This window comes from Planococcus chinensis (genome assembly GCF_042681545.1).
GTDB classification, from domain to species: Bacteria; Bacillota; Bacilli; order Bacillales_A; family Planococcaceae; genus Planococcus; species Planococcus chinensis.
This window is the reverse complement of the sequence record NZ_JBHUFW010000005.1, coordinates 181,359-193,670: the sequence shown is the minus strand read 5'-3', so window position 1 is coordinate 193,670 and position 12,312 is coordinate 181,359. Positions and strand designations below refer to the sequence as shown.

General features: G+C 53.8%; 8 protein-coding genes and 1 pseudogene. 7 read left to right on the top strand and 2 right to left on the bottom strand.

Annotation, left to right across the window (positions count from 1 at the left end; genetic code table 11):
* Positions 1-81 precede the first annotated feature (81 nt).
* Complete coding sequence (locus tag ACFSDB_RS08565) at positions 82-537, top strand: GNAT family N-acetyltransferase (RefSeq protein WP_204891888.1); 456 nt, start codon at positions 82-84, stop codon at positions 535-537.
* Positions 538-584: 47 nt separating this feature from the next.
* Here ACFSDB_RS08565 and ACFSDB_RS08560 read toward each other — a convergent pair whose 3' ends face one another.
* Entirely contained in the window at positions 585-1,166 is a 582-nt protein-coding gene (locus ACFSDB_RS08560) for a DUF4256 domain-containing protein (protein ID WP_204891887.1), read from the bottom strand.
* Positions 1,167-1,718: 552 nt separating this feature from the next.
* Between ACFSDB_RS08560 and ltaS the strand changes: the two genes are divergently transcribed.
* Both ltaS and ACFSDB_RS08550 read left to right on the top strand, forming a co-directional pair.
* Positions 1,719-3,671 carry a lipoteichoic acid synthase gene (gene ltaS / locus ACFSDB_RS08555; RefSeq protein WP_204891886.1) on the top strand — a complete coding sequence of 651 codons (1,953 nt, stop codon included), beginning with the start codon at positions 1,719-1,721 and terminating at the stop codon, positions 3,669-3,671.
* Between the two features lie 175 nt (positions 3,672-3,846).
* Positions 3,847-4,500: a DUF4085 family protein gene (locus ACFSDB_RS08550; protein WP_204891885.1), complete on the top strand. Its 654-nt coding sequence runs from the start codon at positions 3,847-3,849 to the stop codon at positions 4,498-4,500.
* Positions 4,501-4,549: 49 nt separating this feature from the next.
* On the opposite strand, the gene ACFSDB_RS08545 is transcribed toward ACFSDB_RS08550, so the two are convergent.
* Positions 4,550-5,476 carry an alpha/beta hydrolase gene (locus tag ACFSDB_RS08545; protein ID WP_204891884.1) on the bottom strand — a complete coding sequence of 309 codons (927 nt, stop codon included), beginning with the start codon at positions 5,474-5,476 and terminating at the stop codon, positions 4,550-4,552.
* A 138-nt stretch (positions 5,477-5,614) separates the two neighbouring features.
* Here ACFSDB_RS08545 and ACFSDB_RS08540 point away from each other — a divergent pair.
* The 4 genes and pseudogenes from ACFSDB_RS08540 (at position 5,615) to ACFSDB_RS08525 (ending at position 12,139) form a co-directional block, all read left to right on the top strand.
* Positions 5,615-6,805 (top strand): annotated as a pseudogene (locus tag ACFSDB_RS08540) (M20 family metallopeptidase).
* Positions 6,806-7,012: 207 nt separating this feature from the next.
* The gene (locus ACFSDB_RS08535) at positions 7,013-11,197 is read left to right on the top strand and encodes a tetratricopeptide repeat protein (RefSeq protein WP_204891883.1); all 4,185 of its coding nucleotides are present in this window, start codon (positions 7,013-7,015) and stop codon (positions 11,195-11,197) included.
* A gap of 419 nt (positions 11,198-11,616) precedes the next feature.
* Positions 11,617-11,838, top strand: a complete 222-nt coding sequence (locus ACFSDB_RS08530) for a hypothetical protein (protein WP_204891882.1) — start codon at positions 11,617-11,619, stop codon at positions 11,836-11,838.
* A 67-nt stretch (positions 11,839-11,905) separates the two neighbouring features.
* The gene (locus tag ACFSDB_RS08525; protein WP_204891881.1) at positions 11,906-12,139 is read left to right on the top strand and encodes a hypothetical protein; all 234 of its coding nucleotides are present in this window, start codon (positions 11,906-11,908) and stop codon (positions 12,137-12,139) included.
* Positions 12,140-12,312 lie beyond the last annotated feature (173 nt).

The window sequence follows — 12,312 nt, the reverse complement described above, 5'->3', positions numbered from 1 at the left end:
TTGTGTTTAAAAGGAGTTTTGAAAATCCAAAGCGAATAGGATTTTATAGCTTCATTCAATAAATAGAAAAGAGGGAGTTCGATGGGGGAAACGGTGATTCGGCCTTATGAATCTGCCTACGCGGAAAAAGTAGTCAGGCTGTGGCGCGCGAGCAAGGAAGAAGCAATCGGGCAAAAGGAGATCCATTCCGTTGAAAGCCACGTCCACTTTTTGGACGAGATGCTGCCGAAGGCGTATCAGATCCATTTGGCGTTTGAGGACCAAGAGGTTGTGGGGCTGGTGGTGTTCAATGCGGAAGAATTGAACCAGCTTTATGTTGCGCCTGAACATCAGGGGAAAGGGATTGGCCAGCAGCTGCTCGATTTCTCGAAAGCCCATTCCGGCGGCAGCCTATTCCTTTATACATTCGAAGTGAATAGGAATGCCCAGCGCTTTTATGAAAAGAACGGCTTCGTCGAGATTGGCCGGGGCTATGAAAACGAGGAGAACTTGCCGGACATTAAATATGAGTGGAGAGAAAGCGGCACGTCCGAATAAACGAAGAAAAGCTTCCGGAGGGCAGGCCTCTAGAAGCTCTTTTTTCATTAAACCCGGAGTGCACCGCGGAACCCCCGCGCTCCGTAATACGAGTCGGCACCGTTATGGTAGAGGAATACCTGGCCATAGCGGTAATCGCAGAACAAAGCGCCGCCGCGGGTGCGGACTTCATCGGGCGTCTGCACCCAGCTTGATGTTTTCTGGTCAAAATGCCCGAGTGTCTGCAGGAACCGGAACTGCTCTTCCGTCAACAGCTCGATGCCCATTTCACGCGCCATGCCGATGGCGCTGTGTTCCGGCTTGTTTTTCTTCCGCGCCTCGAGAGCTTCCGGATCGTAGCAGACGCTTCTGCGGCCGGCCGGGCTTTCCGCTGCGCAATCGAAGAAGACATATTCGCCCGTTTCCGCGTCGTAATCGACCACATCCGGCTCTCCGCCGGTCCGCTCCATTTCATGGAGCGACCACAGTTTCTCTGGATCTTTTTCAAGCTTGGCTTGGACTTCCGCCCAGACGAAGTTTTCGTGGCGGTGGATGTTTTCCTCGAAACGCTCTTTCAAAGTGCTGATCAGCTCTTCGCGCGCTGCAGCGTCCAACTCTTTTGTCGCCTGCTCGCCATTTGTCTTGGCCATGAAAAATTCCTCCTCAAAGTTATTTCTTCTGATGTTTTCAGTATAGCGAAAAATGGTGTGCATTAGGGGAAAGATTCCAAAACGGCATCAATTGAACTAAAGAAGTTCATAACCGTTATTCTGGGTAAAAGGCGTTTTTAGTTCTCAAAGAGCAACGCCAGCGCCGGCGCGTCAACGGGCTGGGCGAAGCAATGCCCGAAGCGCCGAAGCGGTTTGTAGACGTTATATTTTAACATCAACATAATATGCAGTTTTCTTATTCCTCAATTGAAACCTTTTTTATTCCATTCCGTCCTAAATAGGGTGGATAGAACAGATTTTATTCCAGCGGATTTCCAGGCAGTATCAAGAAAAAGCTGATAAAACCGCGGAATTATCACATTTGAACCGCATTTCGAATAATCTTTAAACTATCAATTTCTATAGATATTTAGTAAAATAGAACATGTCATTCTTTTAAAGAAGCACTTGCTTGGGGTTAAAGGGCTTCAGGCTTTTTTTAATCCCGCCTCCGGAAGAACCATCTGAAGACCAACTATGAGAAGGTGTAATATGAAAACAATCACGAAACCCACTAAAGAGACCCTCAGCAAATTCGCGCCGCTGTTTCTGCTGGCCGTGTTCATGCTGTGGATGAAAACCTATGTCACGCAAAAAACGCAATTCAAATTGGAAGTCGGCGGTGCGCTGCAGGAATTTTTGCTGTTCATCAACCCGCTCGGCTCTGCGCTCTTGTTCCTGAGCGCCGCGCTTTTCTTTAAAGGCACGCGGAAATACCTTGTCCTGTTTGGCGTCTACTCGCTGATGTCGGTGCTATTGTACGCGAATGCCGTGTACTACCGCTTCTTCAGCGATTTCATCACGCTCCCGACACTCTTCCAGACGCAGAATTTCGGCGACCTTGGCGGCAGCGTCATGACGCTGATCCAGCCGACCGATATCCTGTTTTTTGTGGATGTCCTGTTCCTGGGCTTCCTGGTGTTCTCAAAACGCATCCAGAAAGATTCGCGGAACTTCAAGAAGAAAGTGGCGATTCCCGTCATCACCGCTGCACTGGCCATTTCGTTCTTCAATTTGGCGCTCGCGGAAGCGGATCGCCCGGAACTCTTGACGCGCGGCTTTGACCGGAGCTATATCGTGAAATACCTGGGCATGTACAATTACGCGCTGTATGACACGGCGGAGACGGTGAAGTCCTCTTCCCAGCGCGTGCTCGCAGACAGCGACGAAGTGACGGAAGTCCTGAACTACACGAAATCCAATTACGCCTCGCCGAACGAAGCTTACTTCGGCAAAGCGGAAGGGATGAATGTCGTATACTTGCACCTGGAATCAATCCAGACGTTTTTGATGAATTACAAATTGAACGGAGAAGAAGTGACGCCGTTCCTGAATTCATTGACCAAGGACCAGAACACGATGTATTTCGATAATTTCTTCCACCAGACGGCACAAGGCAAGACGGCGGATGCGGAATTCATGCTCGAAAACTCCCTGTTCGGCTTGCCGAAAGGATCGGCGTTCATCACGAAAGGCCAGAACACCTACCAGGCCGCTCCAGGGTTGCTGAAAGACGAGGGCTATACGTCCGCCGTCTTCCACGGCAATAACGGAACGTTCTGGAACCGTTCGGAAATCTATAAATCATTCGGCTATGACCATTTCTTCGACATCGAATCGTATAGCGGCCTGACCGAAGCCGACATGGCGGAATACGGCGTAATGGACAAACCGTTCTTCAAACAATCGGCGGAGCTTCTCAAAACCTTGCCGGAGCCGTTCTACACGAAGTTCATCACCGTATCGCACCATTTCCCTTACCATATCGATCCTGAGCTGACGACGATCGGCAAAGGGACGACAGGGGATGCGAGCGTTGACAACTACTTCCAAACGGCACGCTACGCGGACGAAGCGCTTAAAGGGTTCTTCGAAGAGCTCGAAGCGTCGGGGCTTATGGACAACACGATGATCGTCATGTACGGCGACCATTACGGCATCTCCGACAACCACAACGAAGCGATGGCGCAGGTGCTTGGAAAAGAAATCACGCCGGTTGAAAATGCCAAGCTGCAGCGGGTGCCATTGTTCATCAAAGTGCCGGGCATGGAAGGCGGCGTTAACCACACGTACGGCGGCCAGATCGACTTGCTGCCGACCGTCATGCATCTGCTTGGCGAAGAAACGCAGAACAACATCCAGTTCGGGACGGATCTTCTGTCGCCTGAACACGAAGAATCCGTGACTTTCCGGAACGGCGATTTTGTAAGCCCTGAAGTTTACGCGGTCGGCGACACGTTCTACAATCCGGAAACGGGCTTGCCGCTTGAAGAAAGCAAGATTCCAGCGGCCGAGGAGCTTCAGAAGTTCGGCAATTACGAACTGAAGCTGTCGGACCGCGTCGTCAACAGCGATCTCTTGCGGTTCTATACACCGTCCGGGTTCACCCCGATCGACCCGGCGGATTACAATTACCTGGGAGATCCGGTGAAAGAAGAGGAATAAACGATCCAAGAGGCGTCCTAGCGACCGGTTGTGCCGGTCTACTGGGATGCTTCTTTTTTAAGAATTTGCTTTTCATGAAAAAGTTTTGCATATTTTCTGTACCCCTACCGGGCAGAACCATGTAAAATAGGAGAGCAAGAATAAACTGGCCGGAAGAATCGGCAGGAGGAACACAATGAAATATTTTACAAAACAATGGTATGACGAAATGCAGGTATCGGGTTATCTGGCCTACCATGAGACGTTGGAAGAATGGCAAGAAGAGCTTGCCTACTATATAGAAGAAGGCATCGATTACGAAGAGGCGAACCGCAACAACCTCGAAGACATGCGGGAAGATTTGCTGAAGTTCCTTCCTGAACCGTTCCATCCGTACATCTACGACGGCACGATCGGCCACGGCTTCCCGCCGCAGGAATTGCGCGAGCTGGCGAAAAAGTGGGAGTTGGAGCACGAAGCGCGGCTTGAAGCGCTGAGCGACGACTACAGCCGCCACTACGAATCCATCAAAGGGGAGCTGCCTTCAGGCGCCGTCCAGTTGATGGAGCAGAGCCTCCATGATGCGGAAGTGCTTTCAGTCGAGAAGTCGGAAGGAACGCTCGCCATCAAGCTCGATATGAGCGGCGGATTCCATTACTTCACCGATATTCTGGTGACGTTCACAGGCGTGACAGAAGCCGAGTTGCCGGACGACTTTGCCGGTGCGTCCTGGCTGTACAATGAAATCTATCTGGCAGACGGCGGATTCGATCTCCGTGTGCTGTTCGACGGCCCGATGGTCGAAGTGAAAATCAAAGCGCAAGATGTGAATATTGAAGTATTGGAATAGCAAAGAAAGCCGGACCTCCTCTCCAGGAAGGTCCGGCTTTTCTATTGGTTCATTTTTCAAATGCCTTTTTCAGCTCGCGAGCCCCTTCGGCGACGGCCTCCCGCGCTTCCGGCACAAAACTCGAGAAGTTCGCGAAGCCGTGGATCAAATCGCTGTAGTTTTTGTAATAGACTTCGACGCCATGCGCCCGCAGCTTTTCGGCATAAGCGGCCCCGACGTCGCGCAAGGGATCGTATTGGGCGGTCAAAATCGTCGCCGGCGGCAACCCTTCAAGTTCATCGGAGAGGATCGGCGAAAGATACGGATGGTGCCGGTCTTCTGGAGAGCTCAAATAATGGCGCTGGAACCAGCCCATCATGTCGCGTGTCAGAAGATACCCTTCAGCATTCTCTTCCATGGACGGGTAGTCGGCTGCAGGACCGGCTGACGGATACAGCAGGAGCTGGTGGACGACGCGAGGGCCGCTGTGCTCTTTCGCAATCAGGCAGGAGACGGTCGCAAGGTTGCCGCCTGCGCTGTCGCCTCCGACGGCGATCCGGTCGGCATCGATTCCGAGTTCGTCTGCATGGGCAACGAGCCACTCAAGCGATTCATAGGCGTCTTCGACAGCGGCCGGGAATTTATGTTCCGGCGCCAAGCGGTATTCCACGGAAACCACCATGCACGAAGCGAGGTTCGCCAGTTCGCGGCAGATGGCGTCATGGCTTTCGATGCTGCCGAGCACCCAGCCGCCGCCGTGGTAGAAAACGAGCACTGGATATGGCGCAGTGCCTTTCGGCGTGTAGATGCGAATCGGAATTTCGCGCCCGTGCAAGGGAATGGTGCGGTCTTCGACGCGTTCGACGGGCTCTTTCTGCAAGGCCATAAGGGCGGCGTTCTCGGAGTTGCGCATCGCTTCCGGGGTAAGCCGTTCAAACGATATCGGAACGGTGTTCATCTGGTCTAGATAAAATTGGATTTTCGGGTTTACCGGCACATTTCATTCCTCCCATTTTCTCTGTTCTCCTAGCCCTAAAGGGATTCGCTGTGCATCCAGATTATTCCTTCTGCGCAAATAAAAAACAAGCATTGTTCTTTGCCGGAACGGGTAGAGTCAAGGAAAGGAGTGATTGGAATGTGGACCCAAGAAGTGATGGACAGGCTGGATGCGAAAGAAGCGCGCATCATCGAAATACGCCGCTTTCTCCATGCACATCCGGAGCTGTCGTTTGAAGAAGAGAACACTGCCGCCTATATCGAAGACTTCTATAAGAGCGTGCCGGTGGACAAGGTAGAAACGAATGTCGGCGGACACCGGGGAATCGTCGTGACGATCAACGGAGAAAAGCCGGGGAAGACGATTGCCATCCGTGCCGATTTTGATGCGCTGCCGATATAGGAGGAAACGGGATTGCCGTTCGCTTCCGAAAACCCGGGCGTCATGCACGCCTGCGGCCACGACGGGCACACTGCGTATATGCTGATTCTCGCAGAAACGCTGGCTGAGGGGAAGGCGGGTATGGCCGGAACGGTGAAAGTGATCCACCAACCGGCCGAGGAAATGCCGCCGGGCGGCGCAATCGGCATGATCCGGGCAGGTGTACTCGACGGAGTGGATGCGGTCTTCGGAATCCATGTCATGTCGACGATGGAAACCGGGAAAATCTTTTACAGGAGCGGCAACACCCAGACCGGACGGGGCCGCTTCAAGCTGCGCGTCCAAGGGAAAGGCGGGCACGGCTCGTCGCCGCACATGGCGAACGATGCCATCGTTGCAGCGAGTTCGTTTGTCATGAACTGCCAGACCATCGTCAGCCGGCGGGTGGATCCGTTTGATACAGCAGTGGTCACGATCGGCTCGTTTGACGGCAAGGGGCAGTTCAACGTCATCAAGGACGCCGTCGAACTTGAAGGCGACGTGCGGACGATGTCACAGGCGTCCCGCGAACTCGTCGAAGCGGAAGTCCGAAATCTTGCCAAAGGGCTGGAAGCGTCGTTTGGCGTGGAGACCGTGCTGGAATATGAAAACGACTATCCGGTCCTCTATAACGATCCGGCTGCGACGGAAAGAGTGCGGCAAGCGCTCGTGCAGGCAGCACTCCCTGAAGTCACTGCCGTCGCCGAAGTTGAGCCGCAGCCCCCGTCCGAGGATTTTGCCTATTACCTGCAGGAAAAACCGGGCTGCTTTTTCTACGTTGGCGCAAAACCCGAAGGCGAGTGGCATCCGCACCATCACCCGAAATTCGACATCGATGAGCGAAGCCTGCTGATCAGTGCGAAAGCCATGGCGGCGGTGGTGGGCGCTTATTGCAACCGTGAGAACTAAGTGTTGCCGGTAGATTTTAATGTCGCCGGACGCATTTGGATTGGCACATTCCAAAAAAGGGAATGTGCTTTTTATCTGGGCATTCTTTTAATGGAAGACGCTTTTCTGCTTCCAATCAGAAAGACTCTTGCGCCCTAGAATCTTCCAGAATATAATAAATCAACCGCACAAGCGGTGGATGAGAGAGAAATGGGGTTTGGCAGTGCTATGAAAGCAAATGAAATCAAGACAGCCGGGCAATTGATCGAAGCGATCCGCGGGTTATGGGATGCGCGTTCGATCCGCCGGCTGCACGAATGGCTTGGGGAACTCGAAACAGAAGAAGATTATTACCGGCTGATCGGACTTGCGGATCAGGCGGACCTCTATAAATACAGCAATTTATTGTCGACGCACGCCTACAAGCGCTTCGGGACGCTGCGCCCGTTTGCCTGGCATTGCACGCGTCTTCTGGAGACCGGGAAGAGCCTGGAAGCGGAAGAGCGCATGAATGGCCGGCTCCAGGGGATCGCGGAAGAAACATACGCGCCGGAAGAACGCGCTTCGGCCCATCAGCTCCTGCTGCGGGTGTTCTGCGAGTTGAACCGCCTGACGGAAGCGAAAGAGCAGCTGGAGAAAATCCGGGAAGCCAAAGGGTTCGTGTGGGCGGATTTGGAAGCTTATTACTACCTGCACAGCGGGGAGTGGGACAAAGCGGAAGCGCTGCTGAAAACTGCGCTGGCTGAAGAAACCGAAGTGCGGAACGAGTTCGCGCGCCAGCTGTACGCCGATTACCTGGCAATGGACGGCCGCCAAGCGGAATCCCTCGCAGTGCTTCGGGAAGGGCGCGCGAAGGATCCGGAAAACTGGGCTTTCCTTATGGAGCAGGTGAAGCGGCTGTTCCACCTGGGCCAATACGGGGAGACGATCCGCCTGATCGAAGAGATCAACGCGAAAAATCCGTTCCATGTCAACCGGGAACATTACATCTTCTTGACGGCGGAGAGCTTGTACAAGCTGGAGAAATGGGCCGAACTGGAGGCATGGATTGCGGAGCATAAAGACGTGCTGGAGCGGACGATCTACGGAAAAACCGCCATCCGGCGTGAAGGTGCATTAAAGCAATTGAAGCTGACGCCGACTGTGCAGAAGCTGGATTACTGCGTGCCGGCTTCACTTTCGATGATGCTTCAGGCATACGGGGAAAAGGCGAGCCAGGACGACATCGCTTCGCATATCTTTGATGTGACGGGCACCAAATTGCGGACCACGATGACCTATATGGAATCGCGCGGAATGAAAGCCCGCTATTTCAAAGGGTCGGTGGACGTCTATAAAACGATCCTTGATGCCGGCGTGCCGGTGCTGCTCAGCATGATGATCGAAAACACAGCGCATGTGCAGGTCGTAGCGGGATATGACGACCGGCTCCAGGCGATGATCATTCAGGATCCAAACGACCAGTCGCCATTCCTGATGCCGTACGGCGAAATGAAAAATGCCTATAAGATGTCGGATTCGCTTAGCATGGTCTTCCTGAAAGAAGAGCAGGAGCACCTGCTGGAGCTGCTCGATGAAGGCGAGCACCGCTTCTTTAGCGGACTGTATGAGTTTCTTGATGAAGAAGAGGAAGGCGAAAGCGAAGCGTTCATCGCGTTCTTGAAAGCCCATCAGGAAGAGCGCTACGCCGCGGTGATCGGAATTTCCGCCCTGTTTTCAGAGCGGGCCAAAGAGCTCCACGGCGTCTGGCTCGAACGGCTGCGAGAGGATTTGGGTGCGGACGATGCGGAACTTGCGCTGTTGACGGCGCATATGCATTACCAGAAGAACGAATTGCCTCAGGCGCTGGCGAGTTTGGAAGCGGTCGATGAACGCCGAAGCCCGTATGCCTTGTTCTTGCGTGCCGTCATTCTCATGAGCCAGGACCGCCATTCTCAGGCGATTCCGCTGCTGAAGCGTTCCATTGAACTGGATCATTACCAGCCGGCCGCCTACAGCCATTTGGCCCGCTGTTATATGGAAACCGGCAAGCTGTACCAGGCTTTCAAATGGTCAGGCATCGCGCTTGAGCAGGTCCCGTCGGACGACTATATCCAAATTACGCACAGCTTGGTCCAATATGAAACCGGTGCTTATGAAGGCGCGTTGGCGCGATTCCGGAAGCTGAGCGAAGATGCGCCGGAGGACGGCTATTTCATTTACGAAATTGGCCGCTGCCTGCTCGCGCTCGGTGAGAAAAAAGAAGCGATGGCGGCTTTTGAACGCTCTGTCGAACTCGACCCGGCGCTGCCGTTCTCCTATTTGCGGATTGCGGAGATCCATATGGAAGCCGAGAAATGGGAGCTTGCCGAAGAGGTCATCAACCAGGGCATCGAAGGAGCGGCGCAGACGGACATTCTCCATGTCTACCGGGGGCATATCGCCACAGAGCGGGACCGGTTCAAAGAAGCGGAAGCCGATTACCGGAAGGCGCTCGAGCTCGACCCGGAAGATCTGTTTGCGGTGACCTATATCGCTCATTCCTTGGTCAAGCAGGAACGCTTCGGGGAAGCGGTTGAGCTCATCGGCCAATATGCTGAAAAAGGGGATTCCGCTTATTTCATTCGCACAGCAACGATGCTGTGGGAGGAATGGCCGGCCCATGCCGGAAGGGAGCAGGCGGCAAGCTTGCTGGAAAAAGGGCTCGAAAACCGTGAACTCGCAGATTATCTGGTTATGGCAGAGACCTATGCGGAATTCGGGGAAGACCCGCAGTTTCTCAACCGTGTGCTTTTGACATTTAAAGCGCTGCGGGAGGAAAGCCGGGATGAGACGCTGCTGTGCCTGGAAGGGCAGCTGCACGAAGCAGCCGGCAACAACCGGTTTGCCCGTTCGCTTTACGAAGAGGCCGCGGAGAAATCGCAGCACCCGCCGGCATTCTATCGCCTAGGGCTAATGGATGAAGAAGCCGGGGAACCGAAAGGAGCGGTGCAGCACTTCAGTCGCTGCGTCGAACTAGACCCGGGGCATACCGCGGCCCGCGAAGGGCTCATGCGGGCTTATACGGAAACTGGCAACCGGGCAGCGGCATTTGCAGCGGCGCTACACGTTCTGCGGCACGATCCGCTCGAAGCCGATTTCAAGGAATTGTTCAGCCTGGCAGCGACAGAAGAAGCCGTCACGGCGATAGCGAAAACACTTGATGATGTCGCAGGACAGGTGCCGGAAGAGTGGCTCTTCGCCGCGAAGGCGCTTTGCGCAGAAAAAGAAGGGCGGCTCGATGACGCGGAAGCGCTGTTCGGAAAGGCGAAAGCCGTCAACGGTGCGTTTCCGTCCCGCTACCAGCATGTCGAGTTCTGCATCCGCAGAGGCCAGTTTGACCGCGCCGCGCTGCTTCTTGAAGAGTTGATCGCGGAGCGTCCAGAAGACGAAAGGCTTTACGGAGAATACATCCGTGCCTTGGCGGAAACCGGCAAGACGCATGAAATCAGCAAGCGCCTGAAAAAATGGCTGGGCGCGGAAGAGCTGGCGATTGCCGAAACCCACAGCGCCGATGCGCTGGCATTGTGGTTTGATGAGCATGTGGAAGAGGCCGAAGAAGCGAGGCAGAAAAAAGGCTTTTTCGGCAAGCTGTACCAGAAATCCCGGCAGCTGCGGATGATTTCTACAATCATCACGCTTTACGAAGAAGCAGCCAAACGCCTCCCGGAAAGCGAGGTGCCGGTAATCCGCCTGGCTTCGGTTTATCTGGGCCGCGGCATGGCAGAAGAAGCCGTCGATGAATTAGCGCCGTTCGTCAAACGGACCGGCAATTACGAAGCCGCTGTTCTGCACCTGCAGGCAGTGCTCCAGCTGGCGGAGGAAAAGGGATCGCCGAAGCTTCAAGAGAAAGCTGTTGACCTGGCACGTGGCCTCCATAAAGAGCAGCCGGCCGATGCCGCCGTCCTGATTGCTTGGGGCGATGCATTGTTGGAACTTGGCGAGATTGACAAAGCACTCGAAAAGTTCGACCACGTTCTCCGCCTTCAGCCATACAACGGCGAAGTGTACATCCGGGTCCTGCACATTCTGCCGGAACACCGGCCGGAAGGGATAGAGGCCGTCGCTGCGCAGATGCCGGAAGAGCTGCAATTCCATGAGTGGGTCGAACTGGCCCGCGGCAGAAGATGGATGATGCAGCACGAAGCCGGAAAAGCGAACGGAATTTTAAGCACGCTCACGGAACAAGAACCCGACTTCCTGCCGGCATTCTATGAACTGGCCCGGTGCCAAATGATGCAAGGCGACAAGCGTGGCGCATTGCGGACGCTCCGGCAGCTGTTCAAGAAAGAAGATGGCGATGACTTTTTGGAGTTGATCGCTGAAGAACCGCTGTTTGAACCGGCCTATGAAGAGATTGATGAACTGGCCGAGGAATTGGTCGGAACAAATTAACCCCAGCCGGCAAACGGCTGGTAAGAGGCTATCTAAAAAGCCTGAAACAAAAAGGTTAGAGGAGAAAAAGCAATGCTTTTCTCCTCTGGCCTTTTCGTCATTCTATAACGGCTGATGGGAATGGAGGCGGCGAACAGGTTGGACGAAGGCACTTCGGCCAATTTGTTTGCGACGAAGCAGCGAAGCGATGCAGGAGCATCGGTTTTTCCAGCGGGACAGCGAAGTGCCGAACTAACTCGGACGCCAGTCCGAGTTAGTTCGGCGCAAGCCCGCGGAAAGCGTCCGCCGCAATGGACAGCAGCCCCTTTTTGGACACTCCCTTTTTTATTCGGCTTTTGCAACTTTCGAAATGCCGGAAAGGGATTACGTTTGGCCGCAGCGGGTAAACTGTAGGTAAACGTTTTAGAGGAGGAACAGCAATGGCGCGAAAAGGCACAGCCGGGCGGATGCCCGAAAAGCAGTTAGGCTCGACTGAATCCGGAATCGACAAGGCCGTAAAAAAGACCAAAGAAGTTTTTGACGGCGACAACGAAGCAACGGAATACGAGGAAGTCAAAGGCAAAGGCGAAATGGAAGATGCTAAAGAGTATTCGAAAAAACCGCAGGAACAAAAGTCGAGAGATACTCAGCCTGGCGAGTAATCTGCGAAGAAGCGGCAGAAGCTTGAACGGGTAGTGGAATAAACGATGTTTGTGGAGCTTTTATAGTATGAATTCCAGTAAAAAGGAGGCGTCTCCCATCGCAGAGACCAGGAAATACCGCGTCGTGTATCATTTAGGGCAAGGAGTGGAAGCTGCCCAGATCGTCGAAGCCGGAAGCCATAAAGAAGCTTCGACTATTTTGGATAAGGAAGGCTTGAAAGAATTCCTTGGAGAAAACGAAACCTATTACCAATTCAAACTTGAAGAAGTGAAAATGATCAGTGTCCAGGAAGCGGAATGACCTCGTAAGAGAAGCCTTCCGGTATTCGGTGAACAAACCGGTGCCGGAAGGTTTTTTTATGGAGTGGCGTGCCTGCCGGGCACTTAAGATAGCACAAATGCCATCCCGGTTTTGAAATCGAGGAAGGATTCTTGGCGGAAGCCGAGAATGTAAAAGGGTAGGGAGGTGAAATG